The organism is uncultured Maricaulis sp., assembly GCF_963975345.1.
In the GTDB taxonomy this organism is placed as follows: domain Bacteria; phylum Pseudomonadota; class Alphaproteobacteria; order Caulobacterales; family Maricaulaceae; genus Maricaulis.
In genome coordinates, this window is the sequence record NZ_CAXBGE010000004.1 from 205,848 (window position 1) to 227,109 (window position 21,262).

Here is a 21,262-nt window from a genome sequence, read left to right on the forward strand (position 1 = left end):
TCAATGGTTCTCGATCAGATCCATGCCGGCATAAAGTCCGGCGACTTCAGCACTATAGCCATTGAACATCTCGGTGTCGCGGCGAGCAAATGGGCCCGCTCCGATGACGCGTTCCGAGGCCTGGCTCCAACGTGGATGGGCGCGGTTTGGATTGACGTTGGAATAAAATCCGTATTCGCGCGGCGCCGAGCGCTTCCACGAGGTGTCGGGCTCATCCGAGACGAAGCGGATTTTGACAATGGATTTCGCGGACTTATAGCCATATTTCCACGGCACGACGATACGGATCGGGGCGCCATTCTGGTTTGGCAGGACTTCGCCATAAAGCCCGACCGCGACGAAGGCGAGCTCATTCATCGCCTCATCCATGCGCAGGCCTTCCCTGTAAGGCCAATCGAGAACACGGGTCCGGGTGCCGCGCATTTCGCCGGCGTCCTGATAAGTGATGAACTGGACATAGCGCGCATCGGATGTCGGCTCGAATTGGCGCAATACATCGGCGAGCGGAACCCCGATCCAGGGGATCACCATCGACCAAGCCTCGACGCAGCGCAGCCGGTAGATGCGCTCCTCAAGTGCCGAAAAATCAACGACATCTTCCAGCGCGAACGTGCCGGTGCGGGCGGCGTGGCCCTCGATTTCAATCGACCACGGATCGGTCGTCATCGCGCTGGCATAGCGGGCCGGATCGGATTTGTCGGTGCCGAATTCGTAGAAATTATTATACCCGGTCACCGCCTCGTAAGGAGTTGATTCATCAGCGACATTATATTCGGTCGGGCGGAAGGGGAGTGCACCGGAGAGCGGGCGGCCCGTATGGCTCGCTTGGGCGGTGGCTTCTTCGGCCGCCGAGCAGCCGGCCAGACCTGCCAAGCCAAGCGCTCCAGCGCTCGCCATGATCTGGCGGCGATTGAGAAAATCGGCTTTTGCGGTGACCTCGCGCTCGGGCAATTGCCAGCGGTGGGGTTTTCTGATCAGCATCGGATTCCTCGGCTCTTGGCGCTTGTTGGAATTGAGGATAGTGGAGTTTGCGCCAAACGCATCCCCGCCGCACGCCATCGTGATCGATCAATGATTGCCCGGCATCCGCTCAATGCCTGCCCGGCTATCGCTGAGTGTTCATTACCTGCCTCTATACGATCACTCCGTCAGACTGGATCACTCATGACCGCCAAAACCGATCTGCCGAAGCCTGGCGCAGGCGATTTGCGCTGGCGTTTCGATTGCCGCGACGGCGAGGCCGTGATCGAAGTGCGGCTGGCCGGACGCGCCGATCTGGACGCGATCGATGAGATCGAGATCGACAGCTTCATCGCCGACCGGTTCGAACGCCGCAATCTGCGCCGCATGCTCAACGCCGGAAAAACGCTCTTTTTGCTGGCGCGGATTGGCGGCGAGGCGGCGGGCTACCTGGCGTTGGCTTTTCGTCGCGGCAGCGGGATTTCGCGCATCTACTCCATCGCCGTCGCCCCGCAGCATCGCGGATCGGGCGTCGCGCGGGCCATGCTCGACGCGGCGCTCGATCTGACAGGGCGGCGCGGCTGCCGCCAAGTGCATCTGGAAGTGCGCAAATCCAACACCAAGGCGATCAACTTGTATCAACGTGCAGGATTTCGCTTGCGGGGCACGCGCGAAGCCTATTACGAGGACAGGGAAGCGGCGTTGCTATTTGAAGCCGACGCGCCGCACAGCCCAGGAGAGCGATAGCTCGTGAGCGACTGGCTCATTCTCGTTGAACATGCTGGCGATCTCGGCCAGCACGAAACGCCCCACAAGGTCATGCGCACCCGCGATTATATCGTCAACGCGCAGCTCTTCACCGGCCGACGGCCGAACATCATCAATCTGGCGCGCAGCTATAGCTATCAATCGAACGGCTATTACGCGTCCCTGTTGGCGGAGGCGCGCGGTCACCGCATCGTGCCGACGGCGCAATCGGTCGTCGAGCTCAGCCGCAAGGGGCTCTATGCCCAGGCCCTGCCCGATCTCAATGTCGCTCTGCTGAAGGATCTCGGTGGCGCCGCCTCGGAGGACAAGCATTTGCTGGTCTCCTTCGGCCATTGCCAGAACAAGGCACTGGCGAAGTTTTCCAAACTTCTGTTCGATTGGTTTCGTGCCCCGGTGCTCGATGTGACGCTGGCTTCATCGGGAAAGGAAATCAAACAGATACGCGCCATCTCGCCGCACACGCTCAAAAATGAGGACCGGCAATTCTTCCTCGATTGCCTCGGCCAATACACCCGCCGCCAATGGGTCGCGCCGAAGGAACGCACGGCGCCGCGCTGGTCGCTGGCCATTCTGACCGATCCAAAGGAAGAATTCCCGCCTTCCAGCAAATCTTCGGTTCAACGCCTCGCCAGTGTGGCCGCCAAAATGGGCGTCGAGGTTGATTTGATCGGGCCGAATGATCTCGCCAGCTTGGCCGAATACGACGCGCTCTTTATCCGCACCACCACGGCGATCGATAATTTCACCTACCGTTTCGCGCGCCGCGCCGAGCAGGAAGGCATGCCGGTGATCGATGATTGCCGCTCGATGATCCGCTGCACCAACAAGGTCTTCCTCAAAGAGCTGATGGAGCAGGGCGGTGTGCCGGCGCCGAAAACCGAAATCCTCGACGCTACCACCCCGCTGACCGGCCTGTTTGACCGCTTGGGCTCGACCGTCGTGCTCAAGGCCCCCGACGGCTCCTTCAGCCGTCAGGTCCACAAGGTCACCACCGAGGCCGAACTCGTCAGCCGCGCCAAACAGCTCTTCGCCGACACCGCCCTGATCATCGCCCAGGAATTCATGCCCACGGACTATGACTGGCGCATCGGCGTGCTCGATGGCGAGCCGCTTTTTGCCTGCAAATACAAGATGGCGCGCGGCCACTGGCAAATCATCAAGCACGAAGCCGACGGCAAATACACCGAGGGCGGTTTCGAAACCCTCGCCATCAGCGACGCCCCGCCCGAAGTCATCGAGATTGCCCGCAAAGCCGCCAGCCTGATCGGTCACGGCCTCTACGGCATCGATATGAAGCAAAACGAGAAGGGGATTTTCGTCATCGAAATCAACGACAACCCCAATCTCGAAACCGAAGTCGAAGGCGCGGTGCTGAAAGACGAACTCTGGCGCGCGATCATCCGCTGGTTCTCCATGCGGCTGGAGCGGCGGATGCACGCGGTGAAGGTTAAGGGGTAGGGGGCGAGGGGTTCAACACGGGCTTCGTCCGGCGCACATCTTCCATCAAGGAAGAGGTGGGTGTTTGATCTGACCGACCTCGCTTGTCTCCCTCCTCTTCCTGGATGGAAGAGGTGGCCGCGAAGCGGCCGGAGCTGGTGACGGACTCGCAATGCCCTCTCAGGGCTCTGTTGAACGAATAGGGTCACATACCGGCCCCACAATGCGCTGCGCGCTACCGGGGGAGGCTTGTTGGGGCCCGGGACACGTACCGGCGTCCAGCCGGTACGTGTCCCGACTTGTGTTGAGACGCCGCTACAGCACACCCACACCACCCAAATTCCCCCGGATTCAGTCCGGGGTCTGCCGGAGGGAAATCCAGCCAAGCTTGCCAGCGATGGCAGGCCCCGGAATTCGCTTCGCTCCTCCGGGGGAAGGTGGGTTATGGATTAGGAAGTTGAGCATCCGACACGCCCCCGACCAACAAACCGCTATGTGCGGCGTCGCAAATCCTGTATGGCCGCTTTTGCGCAGCTGATAGGGTGCGTTCACGCAACAGGAACTGCATCCATGGCCAGTCAGAAATCGCGCTCTTCACTCAATATCCGCTATGCCCGTATCGCGGATATTCCGGCGATCATTGCGTTGGTCGACAAGGTTTATCCCGAGCAGGAGACCTATATCACTGCGATGGTGCAGGGGCAGATCACCAATTTCCCTGAGGGCCAGGTGCTGGTGGAATATGATGGCGAGATTGTTGGCTATTGCGCCAGCTTCATCATCGACGAAGCCTCGGCGCTGGAGCCGCATACCTGGACCGGGATCACCGGATCCGGCTATGCCTCGCGCCATAATTCCAAAGGCGAGTGGCTGTATGGGATGGAGGTCTGTGTCGATCCGGACCGGCGCCGGCTGCGGATCGGGCAAAGGCTTTATGATGCGCGCCGCGAATTGTGCGAACGCCTCGAGCTGAAGGGGATTGTGTTTGGCGGCCGGATGCCGGGCTGGAAACGACGCCGCAAGGCCTATCCCGACCCAGGCGATTACCTGCAGGCTGTGGCGACGCAGAAAATCTCTGATCCGGTGATCCGCTTCCATATGCGGCTTGGTTTTGAGCCGATTGGCGTGCTGAAGGATTACCTGCCGATCGATGACGCCTCGGGCGGCTATGCCAGCCATATGGTCTGGAACAACCCTTATGCGGCGGTCCACACCAAGAGCGCCTACGCCCCACCGGGCGCCAAGGAAGACGTGCGCGTGGCCACCGTACAATTCCAGCAGCGCAAGGTGCACTCGTTCGAAGAATTCATGAGCAATGTGGAATATTTCGTCGACGTCACGGCGGATTATCGCTGCGATTTCGTCGTCTTCCCCGAACTGTTCACCCTGCAATTACTCGGTTTTGCCGAGACCCGGCTGACACCGTCACAATCGATTGAAAAGCTGACCGAATACACGCCGCAATTCGTTGACGCGATGCGCAATCTGGCGATCAGCTATAATATCAATATCGTTGGCGGCTCACACCCGACGCGCACCGAACGCGGCGATATCCAGAATGTCGCCTATGTCTTCCTGCGCGATGGCTCGGTGCACCAGCAGGAGAAGATCCATCCCACCCCGTCAGAGCAGATGTGGTGGGGCATCAAGGGCGGCAATTCCATCGCCACGATCCAGACCGATTGCGGTCCGATCGGCATTCTGATCTGCTATGACAGCGAATTCCCCGAACTGGCGCGCCAGCTGGTCGATGCCGGCGCGAAACTCCTGTTCGTGCCCTTCTGCACCGATAACCGCCAAGGCTATATGCGGGTGCGCTATTGCAGCCAGGCGCGGGCGATTGAAAACCAGTGCTATGTCGTGATGTCCGGCAATGTCGGAAACCTGCCTGGTGTGGAAAACATGGACATTCAATACGCCCAGTCCTGCATTCTCACCCCGTGCGATTTCCGCTTCGCGCGCGACGGGATCGCGGCGGAATGCTCGGAGAATGTCGAAACCGTCGCCATCGCCGATCTCAATCTGAATGATCTCGACTGGGTGCGCCAAGAGGGCACGGTGCGCAATCTGCGCGACCGGCGCTTCGATCTCTATTCGATCAAATGGACCGGCAAGACCCGGATCCAGCCGCGATGATCGAGGGGGCCTGCCATTGCGGCGCCGTGCGCTGGACGCTGACGGTGGAGCCGGAATGGCTGACCCGGTGCAATTGCTCCTCCTGCCGTCGAACCAACGGGCTGTGGGCCTATGGCGATCGCTCGGACATCACGCTGGAATATCCGCAAGACGGCGTCGTGAAATATGTCTGGGGCGATAAATGCCTCGCGCTTGTCTCGTGCAAGACGTGCGGCAACACGACCCATTGGGAAGGGCGCGATCCTGAGGCCAGCACCCGCATGGCGGTCAATGTGAACATGGCCGATCCGGCCGGGATTGCGCGCTATCGCATCCGTCATTTCGACGGTGCCGACAGCTGGGCCTTTCTGGACTAGACTTTCGCCTGGCGCGCGGGGCTCAGACCGGTTCGATCACGTCGGCCCAATCGGGATTCTTGAGCGCTTGCGAGGCCAGGAAAGGGCATTGCGGGTAAATCGTGAAGCCATGCTCGCGCGCTTCGGCCACGACATGGCGGGCCAGGGCAACGCCGAGACCGGTGCCGCGCAGGGCGTCGGGCACGCCGACATGGTCGACCCGGATCCGGTGTTCGCCGACGCGTTTGAAACTCAGCTCACCGGTCTCCGGCCTTTCCTCGATATGGGCGAGATAGCGACCGCGATCTCCTTGATCTTCAAGGGTGAATGTGATGCTGGGAGTCTGGGTCATCGCTGTGTCCTTAACTTGTCGGTACCCTTGCGGGCGTACCCGCCTGATGCCCCGTCAATCCTAAACCGTATCAGAGCTGACCCAGCTCGCAGCGGCGAGCACCAGCTGGTCGCCGGACGAACGCGGGGCGGCGACGACAAACCACAGCGTCGTCGCCAATATCACAGCCGAAAATATCAATCCTGCCCACCGCATCGGGGCCTCCATCATCACTGACCTCCAGATGGTGTGGGAGATGGGCCGAAATAAGGTCCGCGCTGGAAAAAGACTTGCGCCGGGAGGGCAGGAACGGGGGGCGCTTGTCACCCCACCGCGATCGGCCCAGACTTGGGGGCGAGAACAAGAGGACGGGCCGCCCCGATGCGTCATTTCAGACTATGGATTATTGCCGCGCTGGTCGGGTTACTGGCGCTGTTTGCCTTGCAGAATATCGCCGAGGTTGAATTGACGGTATTGTTCTGGAGCTTTCACACCAGCCGGATTGTCGTGATCGGGGCGAGCTTCTTGCTCGGCGGCGTGGTGGGTTGGTTGCTCAAGGCCTTCTGGCATCCCGGCGGCGGGCGCTGACGGCTCAGATTGCAGCGACCGCTGAGGCGAGCAGGTCGCGCACTTCGCCAGCGACGGCGTGGAGCTTGGGATTCTCGATCGCCGACATTGAGGCGACCGGGTCGATGGCGCTGACTTCGATCCCGCTTTCGAGCTGACGGATAATGACATTGCAGGGCAGCATGGCCCCGACGCGCGGCTCCAGCTGCATGGCCTGGTGTGCCATGTGGGGATTACAGGCACCCAGAATACGGTAGGCCGGGATGTCGGCATCGATTTTCTTCTTCAAGACAGCCTGGACATCGATCTCGGTCAGGACGCCGAAGCCTTTTTCACCGAGCGCCTTGCGGGTGCGGCTATCGATATCGGCAAAATCGGCGCCGGAAAAACTGCGGTTGATCGTGTAAGCCATGGCTCAATCTTTCAAGACAGTGGGGGGAGATGGGCAAGCCTAGCATGTCTGCGATCCTTGTGCGCCGGTGGCGCGCCGGGTTCAGCCGAGGCAATTGGTCGCGTCCGGCTTGTGCGCCGGCGCCAATGCGTGACAATGGCATCATCACTCACCCTCGCCGAGGTGCGCATGTCCCGCGATCCCTATGAAGTTCTTGGCCTCACCAAGGCCGCCACAGCTGACGAGATCAAGAAGGCCTATCGCAAAATCGTCCGCACCAGCCATCCCGACCTCAATCCTGATGACGCCGGTGCCCAGGACCGTTTCATCGAGGCAACCGCCGCGCATGACCTACTCAAGGATCCCGCCTTGCGGGCCCGCTTCGACAAGGGCGAGATTGATGCCAGCGGCGCAGAACGCCAGGCGGAGCGGCCCTTCTATCGCGACTATGCGCAGCAGCCCGGCAATCCGTATGGGCCGGGTCGCGGTTCGGCGGAATTCGACGCGTCTGACCTGTTCGAGGAGATTTTGCGCCAGCGGGGTCAGGGTAGAACCCATGGTCGGGCTCAGGACCAGGGCGATGCGGGGGGCTGGGCCTTCAATGCGCCCGGACCGGACCGGCGCTATCAGCTTGAGCTTGATTTTCTTGAAGCCGCCAAGGGAACACAAAAACGCATCACCCTGCCGGGCGGCCAGAGCCTCGACGTCAAAATCCCTTCCGGAACCAGCGATGGTCAGACCATCCGCCTGCGTGGCAAGGGCGGTGAGGGGATGGGTGAGGGGCCCGATGGCGACGCGCTGGTGACGCTGAGCGTGCGGCCGCACAAGCTGTTTCGACGCGAGGGTGATGATATCCTGATCACCTTGCCGATCTCGATCGATGAAGCCGCGCTCGGTGGCAAGGTCGAAACGCCGACGATTGACGGTGTCGTCGCCCTGACCATTCCCAAGGGCGCCAGTAGCGGCCAGCTGCTGCGCCTGCGTGGCCGCGGCGTGCAACCGCCGGGCAAGAAGCCGCGCGGCGATCAGCGGGTCGAACTGCGTATCGTGATGCCGCCGAAGATCGACGAGGCGCTACACGACTTCATGACAAGCTGGCGCGCCACCCATGGCTATAATCCGCGCAAGGAGATGATGTCATGAGTGATAATCTGACCGCCGACGAAATCCTCGCGACGATTTCGGTGCTGACCCCGGATCGGCTGACGACCTATATCGAGATCGGCATCATCATCCCGGTTCAGGGCGAGGCAGGGCCTCTGTTTGCGCCGATTGATTGCGCCCGCCTGCAGCTGATTTGCGAACTGCAACAGAGCCATGAACTCGCCGATGACGCGCTGGAAATGGTGATGTCGCTGGTCGATCAACTCCACGGTGCCCGCGCCGATCTGCAGGCTCTGGGTGCTGCCGTTGACCAACAGCCGGCCGAAGTGCGTGAGCGTGTGCTGGCCGCCTGGCGGGCCGCGCGCGGTGGATAATTTGAGCGTCAGCCTGATTCCGGTCGGCAGCGATGGATAGGCTTGCGAGACCGGTGTTGGCGCGGCAAAGGCCGGTCTCGCAAGCCTATCCTGTCATTCGGGTTGCAAGATTGGCCATAATCCAGATCGTTCCGGCCACCATTAGCAAGACCAGCAGGGTGGCAAAAAGAATCAAGTGCAAATCCTCGCGTTTCTGCCGGCTCAGGTCGATGTGAAGAAAAAAGCGAAGCTGGACCACGACCTGAAGGAGCGCACAGATTGCGATCACGTAAATGGCCGTCTGACGCGAAACGGAGGGCAGCGCGACGGCCAGGAAGGGCAGGAGTGTCAGGACCAGGGCTAGAACGAAGCCTGTTAGATAGTCCCGCCGTTCGGCCTTGTAATCGGGCAGGTGATCCATCAGGCAAGCCCCCACAGATAGACAACAGAGAATATTCCGATCCAGATGATATCAAGAAAGTGCCAGAACAGGCCCAGGCGCAGAAGTCGTGTCTTGACCATTGGAACAAGTCCGATGACGTGGATCTGGATCAACATGATGACAAGCCAGATAATTCCGGCGGTCACATGCAGGCCATGCAGGGGCACGAGCCCGAAAAAAGCTGACAGGAAACCGCTGCGATCCGGTCCGGCACCAGCGGCCAACATTTTGGCAAAATCCCGCAATTCAAACGACAAGAAGCCCAACCCCAGTACCAGTGTCACGCACAGCCACACCGTCAGATTCCGTTTTCCCTGCTCGTGTCGCAAGGAGAGGGAGGCCATGCCAAACGTCAAAGTGCTGGTCAGAAGTAGAAGGGTCTGGATAAGGGCACTGTTGATGTCAAACAGCTCAACCGGTCCCGGCCCGCCAGCCATGGCGCCTGGATTCAACGTGGTGACATAGGTTGCGAACATCAGCCCAAAGATGATCAGGTCGCTCATCAGGAAGACCCAGAAACCGAAAACCAGCGATTCTGCGCCCTCATGAGCGGACCCGTGATGATCACCCAAATTCAGTCCGGGATATTTATTTTCGACACGGCTCATGCGGACTCCTCCGGGGTCTCAACAGCCGCGAGCCCCCGGTTTTCAAGGGTCGTTTCGACATCTCTTGTGATTGCCGGTGACTGCGCGATCTGGGCCAGCCAATCTGTGCAGTCCGCCTCTATCTCCGCTGCGGGGATCGTTCGGTGGGGGTCGGAAATGAATGATCTCGCGATCAACGCCCCCAGCATCACGACCAGTGACAGCACCGCAAGCCACCACATGTACCAGACCAGAGCAAACCCCAGGGCAGTGCCGCCAATCAGGAAGACCATTCCCACGGAAGTGTTTCGCGGCACCTGAATGTCCACATAGCGCTTCGGCGGCTCAAAGGCTGTCCCATTCGCCTTCGCCCAGGCGAACTGATCCCGCTCCGACACCTGCGGAATGACCGCGAAATTATAGTCCGGGGGCGGCGACGAGGTCGCCCATTCCAGTGTGCGCCCATTCCAGGGGTCACCCAGAGGAACCGCCAGGGTGTGGCGTTTCCGAATGCTGACCCACAACTGAATTAGCAAGGACGCCAGCGCGCAGAGGATCAGGGCGGCCCCGATGACAGCAATCAATGTGAGCGGTGAAAAACTCGGGTCCTGATAGCTAACAGACCGACGCGGAAGCCCCATGATTCCAAGCACGTAAAGCGGGAAGAACGTCACGGCGAAACCGACAATCCACAAGGTCGCGGAGACATAGCCCCAGCCCTCGTGCAGTCGGAATCCGAAAGCCTTGGGAAACCAGTAGTGATAGCCCGCAAGCAAGCCGAACAGAACACCAGGGATCAGCACATTATGGAAGTGCGCGACGAGAAACACAGAGTTATGGACCTGATAATCGATCGATGGATTGGCCAGGATCACGCCTGTCAAACCGCCGATCACGAACAGGATCAAAAAGCCGGTCGAATAGACAATCGGAACAGAAAACCGGATCCGTCCCCGGAACATGGTCGCCATCCAGTCATACACCTTCACCCCGGTTGGAACCGCGATGAACATTGTTGCAATGCCAAAGGCAATATTGACGTTTGCGCCTTGGCCCATTGTGAAGAAATGGTGCAGCCAAACCGTGAAGCTGAGCACGGCAATGGCCATGGTCGCGTAGACCAGCGAGTTGTAGCCATAGAGGCGCTTGCCCGAATAGGTCGAGATTACCTCTGAAAAAATGCCATAGGCGGGCAGAACCAGCAGATAGACCTCGGGATGACCAAACAACCAGAACAGGTTGGCATAATTCATCAGATTGCCACCAAGGTCACTGGTGAAGAAGTGGAAGTCGAGATAGCGATCCAGAGCAAGCATCAGGGTGGCCACGGTCAGGGGCGGCATCGCGAAAATCAGAATGATGGCCGTGCACAAAACAGTCCATGTAAACAGCGGCATCCGGAGCAGGGTCATTCCAGGCGCGCGTTCCTTGTAGATCGTGACGGCAAAATTGATCCCCGACAAGGTCGACCCGATGCCGGCGATGGCGACCGACCAGATCCAATAGTCCGGGCCTGGGCCGGGATTGAACACTTTGCCGGTATAGGGCGGATATGCCGTCCATCCTCCCGTCGAGAATTGCCCCACCACGAGCGAGATCATGATCAATGCCGCGCCGGCAGCCGTCAGGCCAAGGCTGATTTGATTCATCGCCGGAAAAGACATGTCCCGCGCACCGATCTGAAGCGGCATAATGTAATTGATGAAGCCCGTTACGAACGGCATCGCGACGAAAAAAATCATGATGGTGCCATGGGTGCTGAACAATTCGGCGAAGTGGTCTGGCGCGAGAAAACCACCCCCCAACCCAGCCGCCTGCTGAGTTCGCATCAATGCGCCCTCAATTACCCCGCGAGCCATCATGACAAGGGCCAGCACGATATACATGATGCCGATCCGCTTATGATCCACACTGGTCAGCCAGTCCCGCCACAGCGGACGCCACCAGCCAAACCGGGTCAGGATGATCACGGCGAACAGCGCCCCCACGACCGCCACTCCGGCGGCGGCCGCACCGATCAATTCGCTGGTGCTCGGGTTTTGATAGGCTTGAACGAAAGGCAGAGATTGCCAGTTCAATCGCCCGAATAGCCAATGGGGTCCTGTCATTCTTGCAGCCCCTGACGCGGTGCCGGCACTGGGGCATCGAAGCCGGGTGCGCCGGGTTGTTCATGCGCCCGAACCGGGTGCCCCGTTCGATAGCGATCCACAATTTGCGCGAAAAACCCGTCAGGAATTGTCGCGAAGAACAATGCCGTTTGCGGCATGTTTGAGTTTCCCAGTGCCGCGCGGGCCTCGGCCTGGGTCGAGCGCACACTTAACGTCTGGTAGGTCTGGACGTTCAAGGGGACCCCCGTCGATCTTACCTGATCGACCCAGGCCTCGAAATCTGCGTCGCTCATTGCGACGGCGTCAAATTTCTGCTGCGCAAAACCGGTCCCGTTGAATTGCATGTTTTCCCCCTGGAACCGGCCGGGGCCATTGGCGTCGAGGTAGAGTGCGGTTTCCATACCGGGCATCACATATATTTGCCCGGCCAGAGCGCTGACCGTAAAGGATTGCATGACCGTGTCGGATGTCAGGGTCAATCCGACCTGCACCTCGGACGGGAACGCCATCTCCCCCATGGTTGCAATCCCCAGATCCGGATAGATAAACAGCCATTTCCAATCGAGCCCGACGACCTGAACACGCAATGTTGCGTCAGAGGTGCTGACCGGGCGGTATGGGTCAAGCCTCCTGACGCTCAGGGAAAGCTGAATTGAAAGCGCGATGACGATCGCGATAGGCACGCCCCACATCAACATGTCGAGAAAGCCGGAATATTCCCATTCAGGCGAGTATTTGGCTTTCTTGTTCCGGTATCTGTACCGCCACAGCATCAGCGGCACGAGAACAAGCACCGGCAATACGGCGATCATGGTCAATAGCGTGACCCGAATCAGGTGCGCTTTTTGTTCAACCGCTACCGGCCCTTGCGGGGTCCAGAACGATGACTGGGCAAAGCCTGCATCAGGCAGGACCGCCAGCAAGACCATCGCCGCGACAAGGGTCATACCCAGGTGACACGATGAAGGCTTGATCATCCCAATTCCTTCGATGTCGCAGTGCCGATACGGCCCCGTCGCCCAAGCAATAACTACGAGGCTAACATACGCTAACATGTTGCTGGCAAGGTTTTCGTCGGGAAATTGCCCAACGCCAGGCCCATGTTGAAACGCTGGAACTTGGGCTTGGGGTGTTTTCTAACGCGATTCCAGCCGCGCTTCGATCTGCTGCAGAAACGGCCGGACGCCGCTCTCATAATTCAGTCGTGTCGCCCAGCCTGGGCAATCCAGGCTGCCGGCGCGGCCGTAATCATCTGTGCTGGTGCTGCGGATCAGCGCCGTGGTGGCGCCAACCCCGCCGCGTGCCTCGCGGGCAACGGCCTGTTCGACATCGGCGAGATAGGCTTCCAGCGCTACCCGATCGCCATCGCCGCGATCCAAGGCCGCATACAGGGTGCGGACATAGGCGGCGTAATTGGTGTAATTGGCGGCGATATTGTCGGGATTGCCGTGTACGAGCCCGTCGGGGATATGGCCGGTGATGGGGTTATAGGCGACCGATCCGGGGCGGTTCTGGTTGACGCCCCAGACATGGGCATAGCTGTCGCCCAGCGCATGGACCAGAAAACCCAGCTTCCAGTGATCGCCCGGCCGTGCCGGATCGGCCCAGACGCGCGATTGTTCGGAGATCATTTGCGCCAGCACGCGTTGGCGATGCGCGACATCGTCGGTGCCGCCGCCATGCAGCGAGTGCAGGACGGCGGAAAGCAGATGGGCGCGTTCAAATTGCAGGGCGAGCAGGCGTGCCGAGCCGCTCGGCGCCGAATAGGCGGCCGCGAAATCATCGGGGGCTTGGGTGTAGAACGCCAATTCGGCCGCTGCCGCCGCATCCCAGCCGGCATGCCTCGCGACGATATAGGCCGTGTCGAGATGGCCATCATCCTTGTATTTGAGCTCAAGCTTGACCGGGCCACAAACGGCAAGGGCCAGCGGCTCGGTCCAGGTGGCACAGGCCGTCAGCGTCAGCGCCGCCGCCAAGCAGGCGCCAGCCTTGGCGAGCGTTTTGATGAGCCTCTTCATGCCGGGCACCCCGCTGGTTTCGTCCAGGATAACTTGAATGGGGCTCGACGCCGGTGACGTCAGGGATGCTGGGATGCAGCCTCCGAGGCATCGCCATCGTCGATGCGTTCGACCGGAACCAAATGCTCGGCGCTGAAGCGATAGGCGGTGCGGGCCGGGCGCCGGGTCGAGGCGGTGACCTCGATTGAATAGCCGGTGCCGCTGCATACGCCGGGCGCTTCCGGCATGGCGCGGTTGAACACCATCAGGGCGGTGGATTCAAAGCCCGTCGTATCGACAACGCCGCCACGACCCAGCGGGATCACTTCGATCTGCCCGTTGCGTTGACCCAAAGCGGTCACGTCCAGATTGGCGTCCCCGCCCAGCGCGATATTGTAACGGCCGGCCATATCGACCGTGATATAATTGGCGCCGAGCTGTTCCAGCCCGCCCTTCAACATCCAGCGGCCTGGCTGGGTGAAGCTGTGTTGGGTGTGAACCGCGATCGGAAAGAGCGGTGCGAGATCATAGGCGCGGGCGTAATTCTGCACGCGCCAGCGTTCGATGGCATCCGGAATGGTCGAGCCGACATCATTGAGCGCGTGTTCGAGGGTTTCGAACCCGTCCATCGTGACACTGTTTTCCCAGACCTGGACGATGAAGCCTTCGCCATAGCTGTCGGCCATGGATTGCAGCAGCGTCCACTGACCGTAATCATGACCTTCCACCGTAGTGGTCCAGCATAATTGCGGCGTCTCAAAATCGGTTTCGGTATAATCCGTCGCGTCCTGGTCGGCGCCAACGGTGGTGGTTTCGGTCCATGAGGCGGTCGCTTCATACAGCCAGTCCAGCGCTTCTTCCGCGTCATAGCCGAACTGGACGACATGGTTGAATTCATGCGTCACCGTCGCGCGCATCAGGGCATGAACCGGCGCGGTCTTGCCCATGCCGACAAAATCATTGTCGATGACGAAGACGGTGCGGGCGGCGGCGCTTTCACGCACATCGGACGTGTTGGGATTGTCGAACACGATCTGGACCGGCCGGGTGACCCCCATCGAGCCGAAAGCATCGGCGACATAGGCGCGGTAGCGGCCGTCATCATCACGCACAGGCTCGGCCCAACCGATCCGCGTCACCTGGGTTTCCAGCACCTCTTCCAGTGCTTCACCGACCGAGCGGGCATAGTCTTCGCTCGAGGCGTCAACCCCTTCAAGCGTGTAATAAACATTGAAATCGGGCGTCTGGATCAGCAATTCGGGTCCGCTCAGCGTGACCGAATTTTCCATCAGGGCCTGGATCAGATCGACCACCGACGCATCGACCGAGGACAGGACAAGCTCGAAGGCGCCGCTGCTGGCGCCGCTGCGATAACGCGAGAGTTCGAGCTGATAGGTGGCGCTTTGCGGTGAGGTGTAGGCGATCGCGGAATTGAGCGAACCGTCACCGCGGTCATCATTCATCGCCACCGGAAAGCCGTCCGGGCCGGTGAGCCGCAGGACGGGGTCGAGATCGCCGCTGACCGTGTCGGCGAGGGCGAGCAGGGTCTGGCCAGCCTCGAGCGTGACAGGAAACATGATTGAGGGCTGGTCATCGCCCAGTTCGCCGGTATGGGTGACGATCAGCGTGCCATCAATGGCCGTGAAATCGAACGGCAACTCGGCCTCAGGATCAATCGCCATCGAGACGGCCATATCGCCGACGCCGCTGCCGCCAAAGGTGCTGACCAGCAGCTGATAGCTTCCGTCAGCCGGGATCAGATAGATGATCTGGGAATTCAGGCTGCCATCGCCACGGTCATCATTCTGGGCGAGAATGTTACCGTCGGTGTCGAGCAGCGTGAGGGTCGAATCGAGCGCTTCGCTGAGCGCGAAGGTCGAAGCAACCAGAATGTCGCCCTCGGCCAGATCCGCATAGAAGCGGGTTTCGGTCATGCTGGCATCGAAGCTGAGGGTGTCTTCGCGCAGGATTTGCGCCGCATCCGACAGCCCGGCATCAATGCCATACGAAAGGGTCAGCGAAAACCCGCCCAGCGCGCCATTATAGCCGGTGACTTCAGCCGTATAACGTCCGCTTGCGGCCGGCAGCTGAACCAGTTGCGAGGTCAGCACGCCTGGCTCGGCATCGTCATTTTCCGCCACAACCTGGCCGTCCGGGCCAGTCAGTGTCAAAATCGTATCGAGACGGTCGAGCGACGCGGTCGTCAGCGTCACGACCTGACCGGCCTCAAGCTGGAATTCAAACGTGGCGGCGGGGGCGGCTTCGGTGAGCTCGCCATTCAGAACCTGATTGGCTGGCATTTGCGCCAGCGCGCCGCTGGCCAAAAACGCGGACATGGCCAGACTGATGATGGAAGCGCGCATGAATCCCCCCGGATCTGCCAGCCAGCGGAATCGCCGGAGGCTGTTATCTGCGCCAGCTATAACGGCAGCGTCGGGCGGTCACAAGAGACGGCACGCCGCGAGGGGCGCCAACGCGTGAACAGGACACGCAAAAGCCAGAAGATGGAAATGATCACCACGCTCAGTATCGGCGCAACCAGCAGCGCCGGTTGGCGGAAAAATTCGGGCAATATATTGTTGTTCCCGAGGAAAAAGATGGTGACGGCGATAAACATCGAAAAGCACATCCGCCAAAGATGCCGTGCGATGCGGTGCTTGCCGGAAACGCCGCCGCGCCGGACAACGGAAAAATCCAGTATTCCGAAAGCCAACGCCAGCACAGCCAGCACATAATAGGCCACGGGCGGCGGCACATCCTCGGGGGCTGCAAGGCTGGGAGGGGTGAAAAACCCACTGACCGCACAGCCCAGCGCGCAGGCGATAATCCCGCCCATCGCAATCTTTTCGAACAGGCCACTCGCCCCGTCCTTCCGCTTAGCGGCGACCCAACCTGTCGTGACCAGATAGAGGGCGAACATCGCCAGAAAGCCGGTAAACACGATCATCCGCGTGAAACTCAAATAGAGACCACTCAGGGATAGGGCGACCATGCATCCCAGGAAGAGATTTCCGGCAAAGCGGTGCAACAATAGACCCTTGCTGGACAAAAGTGCCAGTGTTCCGGCCAGCACAGTCACGGTGCCGGTGATCAAGTGGAGGAGGGCGATTTGAGGTATTTCCATCGACGGGTTTCCCTTGCGCTCGTGGCGAGCGGCGCGTTGATTGAGAGCGTGTGAGTGTGGTGAGTGCCGAAGGGCGGGTCAGGCGCTGGCGGCGTGCGCAGATTGGGAGCGGCCAAGCAGCAACACACCGCCGACCCAGATGAACCAGACGATGAAGCCCAGTCCGAAAACGCTTCCCGCCTCCGCAAACGCCGGCAGGATGGTCATCAGGCCTGCAATGCCGATGATTCCGCCCAACGCGTTGAGCCCGCTCGGCAAGGACTTCGCCCACTGACCGGCGCAACTCACCAGCAAAATCCAGAGCCCGCCAACAATCTCATTGCCGCCGCCCAGGCCTTCCTGCACGGTGGCGAGGGTCTGCCAGATGGTCGCCGTCAGAGCTGAATCTGCATGATGGAGGCTGATAACCGTGGCGAGCGCGACATTGGCCAGCATTCCGCTGGCCAAAAGCAGTCCGGCCCAGATAAGCGCAAAGGCGGTCGAGATTTGCGCGAGCGCCCCGTTCCCAGATTTGATCCGCTGATGCAGGGCGATGGCAAGGATGACCAGGCAGATCGCATTGGCCACATAAATGAACAAATTCCACACGCGCATCACGCTCTGGTTCTCGACCAGAAACAGCACATGCTGCGCCGGATCGATCAGGGCGCTGCCATAGCGGGCTGGGCCAAGGACGCTGAAGTAAAACCAAAAGCCTATCAAATAAGTGCCTGCCGCGAGGATGGCCGCCATGCCGCCAAGTTTTTGAAAATTGATCATGCTGGTAATTGTCCTGGTCAAACAATGTCCGGGGCCACCAAGGGCTGACCTCGTAAACGGGTGGGGTCGCGTTCGCCGGACAAGCCCGGCACGCCAACTGTGAAGTGCCGCTTTTTGACCGAGCGCAGTCCCGCTGTCGCCCGCGCCTATTGGCTGAGACATGGACACGGCCACGCCTGTCGGGCAGGACAGTCTGACAATTTCCGGATTTGGACCGCGGCCCCGCAGGCCACCGACCTCGCCTATTGGAGAACCGGCTTGGAAGACAGCACGACATTGGCACTTGCGATGGCGACTTTGGGCCAGATCGCGTTATGCACCAGCATTCTGGCAACGCGCGTCGGGCAACGACCACTTTATTGGCCGCTGGCGACCTTCTTCATGGCCACGGCGATTATCAGCGCGGCACCGCTTGTACCCGTGTTCTGGCCCGCGCTGGAAACGCGCTATTTCGCGATCACCATTCCGGCCTATCTGCTATTGGGCCCGGCGCTCTATTTATATGTCGAGGGTTTGACCTCGGAACGGCCCTGGCGCCCGGATATTCGTGATTGGCGCCATTTGATCCCGTTTGGTCTCGGCTTGACCGCCGCCGTTTTGGCCAACATGCTTTCGGCGCAGGCGCGGCATCAGATTTTCATCGTCGGCGAGTTGAGTGACGGGCTCTATCCGACACTGGTGGTCAGCTTCATATTTGTGCTCGTGCTGGGGTGGGTGGTGCAATCGGGATATTATCTGGTTCGCCTCATGCACCGCATCACAGCCTACCGCCGCCGGCTCAAAATGCTGTTTGCGAGCACCGACGATAGCGAACTGGGATGGATTGGCTGGCTGCTCCTGATCATCGGCATGAGCTGGCTTTTATCGGTTGTCAGTCTGATCACAGACAATTTCATCGGCCAGATGATCGCCGGGCCGCGGACCGCCGCGCTCATGTCGCTCATTCTCGTCTGGACACTGGCCGTCTGGGGTTTGCGGCAAAAGCCCGGTTTTGAGGGGCGGTACCTCGATGATCCGGTCGATTACAGTTCTGCCCCTGCACCCAATGCCGCGCCCGAGGCGAAATACACGCGTTCGGCATTGAGCCAGGAGCAGGCGGAACGGATCGCGGCCAAGATCGAGGCGGCGATGGTGCGCGATCAGCTTTATCTCGACCCAACGATCTCGCTGCCGGCCCTGGCGCGCCATATTGGGGCGCCGACCAACCACATTTCACAAACTCTCAACGAGACGCTCGGCACCTGTTTTTTTGACTATATCAACGCTTGGCGAATCCGCGCCGCTGAACCGAAAATCGCCGCGGGCTCTGACACCATTCTCGATATTGCGATGGCGGTCGGTTTCAATGCGCGATCATCATTCTACAAAGCGTTCAAACGGGAAACCGGCCAAACACCCAGTGAATATCGAAACTCCAGGCAGAGCGCGTGACTCGCAGGTTGTGGCGGAGAGGGAGGGATTCGAACCCCCGGAACCTTTCGGCTCAACGGTTTTCAAGACCGCCGCAATCGACCACTCTGCCACCTCTCCGATCGCCTCCAATAGCGGGCAAGGGGGGGGCAGCGCAATATGTGCGCAGCAGCGGCTTACCCTCCTTTCACTTTTACGCGATAGTCTGGTGGTGAATTTGGGTTGGCCGAGCCTGGTAGGTCCCGTTTTGCGTCATTCTGTCCTTGCCAGCGCGCTGGCCTTTGTTCTTCTGGCGGGCTGCGCCTCGACACCGACGCCGGCGCGCCCGTTTTCGCGGGCCACGACACCTCTGCCTGCAGCGACATCGGTGGCGCCGGCGCAATTGGCGACCCGCGTCGATACCTCTGTCCTGATCGCCAGCGATACCGATCATCAAAAGGTCGGCAGCCCCTACACGGTCGGCGGACAACGTTTTGTCCCGCAACGCGACGATCATTATGACGTGGTTGGCATCGCATCCTGGTATGGCCCGACTTTTCATGGGCGGTTGACCGCCAATGGCGAGATCTTTGATCAAAATACGATGACAGCAGCACACACCACACTGCCAATCCCGTCGATTGTTGAAGTCACCAATCTGGAAAATGGCCGCCAGGTGGTGGTGCGCGTCAATGATCGCGGCCCGTTTGTCGATGACCGGCTGATCGACCTCAGCCGCGCTGCTGCTGACCAGCTGGGTTATCGCAGCAATGGTCTGGCGCGGGTGAGGGTGCGTTACCTCGGCCCGGCCTATCCGCGGGCACAGCCGCCTGATCCCGGTTATCAGCTGGCCGATATTGGCGGTCCCGATACGGTACCCGCGTTGGAGGATGTCGCGCGCGATGCGCCGCTTTCTCCGGCCTGGGTGCAGCCCTCGGCCGACGGGCTGACGGTGCAAGCGGGCGCATTCGCCGATCTGCACAATGCCAATCGGCTTGCCAGTCGCATATCCGGTGCCGGCGATGTCCGGGTCGAGGCCGTCGAAATCGGAGGGCAGACGCTCTACCGGGTCCTCGTCGGGCGCTGGCCTGATCGCTCCAGCGCCAATGCGGCCCGCAGCCGTCTGGCCAGCTATGGCATCCGAGATGCCCGTATCGTTGCGCTGGATTAAGCCCGATTTTCGCTATGCACTGAGATTGTCTGTGGCTTGAGCGCGCCTGAGTGCTGGACGTCACACTCTTGCCGCGCTTGTATGGCGTCTTCGTCACGGTAACTTCCCGATTCCCGACAGGAGCGTATCGACGTGCGCGCACTCATTTCGAATTTCAGCCTTATCGCCACCTTCATCGCCGCGCTCGTGCTGGCGCCGATCGGGGCCCACGCCCAGGACAGCTACGAGACCGAGGCCACCCATGCGGTGATCATGGATTTTGCCACCGGGCAGGTCCTGTTTGCCAAGGATGCCGAGACGCCAATGGCGCCCTCCTCGATGAGCAAGATGATGACCGTGCTGATGGTGCTCGAAGCGCTTGATGCTGGCACGCTGTCGCTCGACGACGAATTGCCGGTCTCTGAATATGCTTGGCGCACGGGCGGTGCCGCCTCGGGCTCCTCGACCATGTTTCTGGAACTCAATAGCCATGCCAGCGTCGAAGATCTGTTGCGCGGTGTGATTATCCAGTCCGGCGGCGATGCCTGCATCGTGCTGGCCGAAGCGCTGTCAGGCAGCGAAGCGGCCTTTGCCGATGCGATGACGGCGCGGGCGCATGAGCTGGGCCTGTCCAGTGCACATTTCGCCAATGCGACCGGTTGGCCCGACCCGGACCACATGATCAGCGCCCTCGATCTGGCGCGGCTGGCGCGGATCCTGATCCGTGATCACCCGCAATATTACGATATCTGGGCCGAGCGCGAATTCACCTATAACGGCATCCGCCAGTATAATCGCAACCCGCTCTTGGGCACATTCGCTGGCGCCGACGGATTGAAAACCGGCCACACTGAAGATGCTGGCTATGGCCTTGTTGGCACCGCTGTGCGCGACGGGCAACGCCGCATCATCGTCTTCAACGGCATGACCTCCATTCGCGGTCGCAGCAGCGAAGCAGAACGCATGATGCGCGCCGCCATGTCTGACTTTGCGGTCTATGATCTGTTCGCTGCCGGCGCTTCGGTCGACCAGCGCGCGGCTGTATTTATGGGCGAAAGCGACGATGTTGGCCTGCAGGTTGGCGAGGCCGTACAGGTGGCGTTGCAACGTCGTGCCCGCCGCAATCTGACGGTCAGCGTCGTCTATGACGGACCGCTGATGGCGCCGATCGAGGCGGGCCAGGAAATTGGCCATCTCGTTGTTGAAGCGCCGGGCTATGAGGCGCAAAACTTCCCGCTCTTTGCCTCGGAAAGCGTCGCCCGCAAGGGCATGATGGGCCGTATCGGCGCTGCACTGGCCCATATGATCCGTGGCGGCAATTAGT

22 protein-coding genes and 1 tRNA gene are annotated in these 21,262 nt (G+C 60.4%); 10 read left to right on the top strand and 13 right to left on the bottom strand.

What is annotated here, in order from left to right:
* Positions 1 to 981, bottom strand: a complete 981-nt coding sequence (gene msrP, locus AAC029_RS05985; RefSeq protein WP_339745099.1) for a protein-methionine-sulfoxide reductase catalytic subunit MsrP — start codon at positions 979 to 981, stop codon at positions 1 to 3.
* A gap of 183 nt (positions 982 to 1,164) precedes the next feature.
* On the opposite strand from msrP, the gene rimI reads away from it, so the two are divergent.
* From rimI to AAC029_RS06005, 4 genes are all read left to right on the top strand, one after another.
* Positions 1,165 to 1,707 (top strand): ribosomal protein S18-alanine N-acetyltransferase, encoded by a 543-nt coding sequence (gene rimI, locus AAC029_RS05990; RefSeq protein WP_339745102.1) that lies wholly within the window; start codon positions 1,165 to 1,167, stop codon positions 1,705 to 1,707.
* Between the two features lie 3 nt (positions 1,708 to 1,710).
* Positions 1,711 to 3,186: a RimK family protein gene (locus tag AAC029_RS05995; protein ID WP_339745105.1), complete on the top strand. Its 1,476-nt coding sequence runs from the start codon at positions 1,711 to 1,713 to the stop codon at positions 3,184 to 3,186.
* Positions 3,187 to 3,735: 549 nt separating this feature from the next.
* The gene (locus AAC029_RS06000; protein WP_339745108.1) at positions 3,736 to 5,301 is read left to right on the top strand and encodes a GNAT family N-acetyltransferase; all 1,566 of its coding nucleotides are present in this window, start codon (positions 3,736 to 3,738) and stop codon (positions 5,299 to 5,301) included.
* Positions 5,298 to 5,657, top strand: a complete 360-nt coding sequence (locus AAC029_RS06005; protein ID WP_339745110.1) for a GFA family protein — start codon at positions 5,298 to 5,300, stop codon at positions 5,655 to 5,657. Before AAC029_RS06000 ends, AAC029_RS06005 begins: the two co-directional genes overlap by 4 nt.
* A gap of 22 nt (positions 5,658 to 5,679) precedes the next feature.
* Here AAC029_RS06005 and AAC029_RS06010 read toward each other — a convergent pair whose 3' ends face one another.
* On the bottom strand, positions 5,680 to 5,988 hold the full coding sequence (locus AAC029_RS06010) for a GNAT family N-acetyltransferase (protein WP_339745113.1): 309 nt from the start codon (positions 5,986 to 5,988) through the stop codon (positions 5,680 to 5,682).
* Positions 5,989 to 6,048: 60 nt separating this feature from the next.
* A complete protein-coding gene (locus AAC029_RS06015; RefSeq protein WP_339745115.1) occupies positions 6,049 to 6,198 on the bottom strand; it encodes a hypothetical protein in 150 nt (49 codons plus the stop codon).
* A 150-nt stretch (positions 6,199 to 6,348) separates the two neighbouring features.
* On the opposite strand from AAC029_RS06015, the gene AAC029_RS06020 reads away from it, so the two are divergent.
* A complete protein-coding gene (locus tag AAC029_RS06020; RefSeq protein WP_339745117.1) occupies positions 6,349 to 6,555 on the top strand; it encodes a LapA family protein in 207 nt (68 codons plus the stop codon).
* A 4-nt stretch (positions 6,556 to 6,559) separates the two neighbouring features.
* Here the strand turns inward: AAC029_RS06020 and AAC029_RS06025 are convergent, their stop codons facing one another.
* Positions 6,560 to 6,946, bottom strand: coding sequence for a DUF302 domain-containing protein (locus AAC029_RS06025; protein ID WP_339745119.1), 387 nt, complete (start codon positions 6,944 to 6,946; stop codon positions 6,560 to 6,562).
* A gap of 135 nt (positions 6,947 to 7,081) precedes the next feature.
* On the opposite strand from AAC029_RS06025, the gene AAC029_RS06030 reads away from it, so the two are divergent.
* Together AAC029_RS06030 and AAC029_RS06035 are read left to right on the top strand one after the other, a co-directional pair.
* Positions 7,082 to 8,068 carry a J domain-containing protein gene (locus AAC029_RS06030; RefSeq protein WP_339745121.1) on the top strand — a complete coding sequence of 329 codons (987 nt, stop codon included), beginning with the start codon at positions 7,082 to 7,084 and terminating at the stop codon, positions 8,066 to 8,068.
* Positions 8,065 to 8,403 carry a hypothetical protein gene (locus AAC029_RS06035; RefSeq protein WP_339745124.1) on the top strand — a complete coding sequence of 113 codons (339 nt, stop codon included), beginning with the start codon at positions 8,065 to 8,067 and terminating at the stop codon, positions 8,401 to 8,403. The genes AAC029_RS06030 and AAC029_RS06035 overlap by 4 nt, the downstream gene beginning before the upstream one ends.
* Positions 8,404 to 8,488: 85 nt before the next feature.
* Here the strand turns inward: AAC029_RS06035 and cyoD are convergent, their stop codons facing one another.
* From cyoD to AAC029_RS06075, 8 genes are all read right to left on the bottom strand, one after another.
* Entirely contained in the window at positions 8,489 to 8,803 is a 315-nt protein-coding gene (gene cyoD, locus AAC029_RS06040; protein WP_339745126.1) for a cytochrome o ubiquinol oxidase subunit IV, read from the bottom strand.
* Complete coding sequence (locus AAC029_RS06045) at positions 8,803 to 9,432, bottom strand: cytochrome c oxidase subunit 3 (protein WP_339745129.1); 630 nt, start codon at positions 9,430 to 9,432, stop codon at positions 8,803 to 8,805. The genes cyoD and AAC029_RS06045 overlap by 1 nt, the downstream gene beginning before the upstream one ends.
* A complete protein-coding gene (locus AAC029_RS06050) occupies positions 9,429 to 11,519 on the bottom strand; it encodes a cbb3-type cytochrome c oxidase subunit I (RefSeq protein ID WP_339745131.1) in 2,091 nt (696 codons plus the stop codon). Before AAC029_RS06050 ends, AAC029_RS06045 begins: the two co-directional genes overlap by 4 nt.
* On the bottom strand, positions 11,516 to 12,496 hold the full coding sequence (locus AAC029_RS06055) for a hypothetical protein (protein ID WP_339745134.1): 981 nt from the start codon (positions 12,494 to 12,496) through the stop codon (positions 11,516 to 11,518). Before AAC029_RS06055 ends, AAC029_RS06050 begins: the two co-directional genes overlap by 4 nt.
* A gap of 159 nt (positions 12,497 to 12,655) precedes the next feature.
* A complete protein-coding gene (locus AAC029_RS06060) occupies positions 12,656 to 13,537 on the bottom strand; it encodes a hypothetical protein (RefSeq protein ID WP_339745136.1) in 882 nt (293 codons plus the stop codon).
* Positions 13,538 to 13,596: 59 nt separating this feature from the next.
* Positions 13,597 to 15,879, bottom strand: coding sequence for a DVUA0089 family protein (locus AAC029_RS06065; protein ID WP_339745139.1), 2,283 nt, complete (start codon positions 15,877 to 15,879; stop codon positions 13,597 to 13,599).
* A 56-nt stretch (positions 15,880 to 15,935) separates the two neighbouring features.
* Positions 15,936 to 16,610 (bottom strand): hypothetical protein, encoded by a 675-nt coding sequence (locus AAC029_RS06070; RefSeq protein WP_339745142.1) that lies wholly within the window; start codon positions 16,608 to 16,610, stop codon positions 15,936 to 15,938.
* A gap of 108 nt (positions 16,611 to 16,718) precedes the next feature.
* Entirely contained in the window at positions 16,719 to 17,399 is a 681-nt protein-coding gene (locus tag AAC029_RS06075; protein ID WP_339745144.1) for a hypothetical protein, read from the bottom strand.
* Between the two features lie 258 nt (positions 17,400 to 17,657).
* Here AAC029_RS06075 and AAC029_RS06080 point away from each other — a divergent pair, with 258 nt between their 5' ends.
* On the top strand, positions 17,658 to 18,830 hold the full coding sequence (locus AAC029_RS06080; RefSeq protein ID WP_339745146.1) for an AraC family transcriptional regulator: 1,173 nt from the start codon (positions 17,658 to 17,660) through the stop codon (positions 18,828 to 18,830).
* 11 nt (positions 18,831 to 18,841) lie between these two features.
* Here the strand turns inward: AAC029_RS06080 and AAC029_RS06085 are convergent.
* A tRNA-Ser gene (locus tag AAC029_RS06085) sits at positions 18,842 to 18,929 on the bottom strand.
* 127 nt (positions 18,930 to 19,056) lie between these two features.
* Between AAC029_RS06085 and AAC029_RS06090 the strand changes: the two genes are divergently transcribed.
* Together AAC029_RS06090 and AAC029_RS06095 are read left to right on the top strand one after the other, a co-directional pair.
* Positions 19,057 to 19,959 carry a septal ring lytic transglycosylase RlpA family protein gene (locus tag AAC029_RS06090; protein ID WP_339745148.1) on the top strand — a complete coding sequence of 301 codons (903 nt, stop codon included), beginning with the start codon at positions 19,057 to 19,059 and terminating at the stop codon, positions 19,957 to 19,959.
* A gap of 132 nt (positions 19,960 to 20,091) precedes the next feature.
* Entirely contained in the window at positions 20,092 to 21,261 is a 1,170-nt protein-coding gene (locus AAC029_RS06095) for a D-alanyl-D-alanine carboxypeptidase family protein (RefSeq protein WP_339745151.1), read from the top strand.
* The last annotated feature ends 1 nt before the right edge of the window (position 21,262 follow it).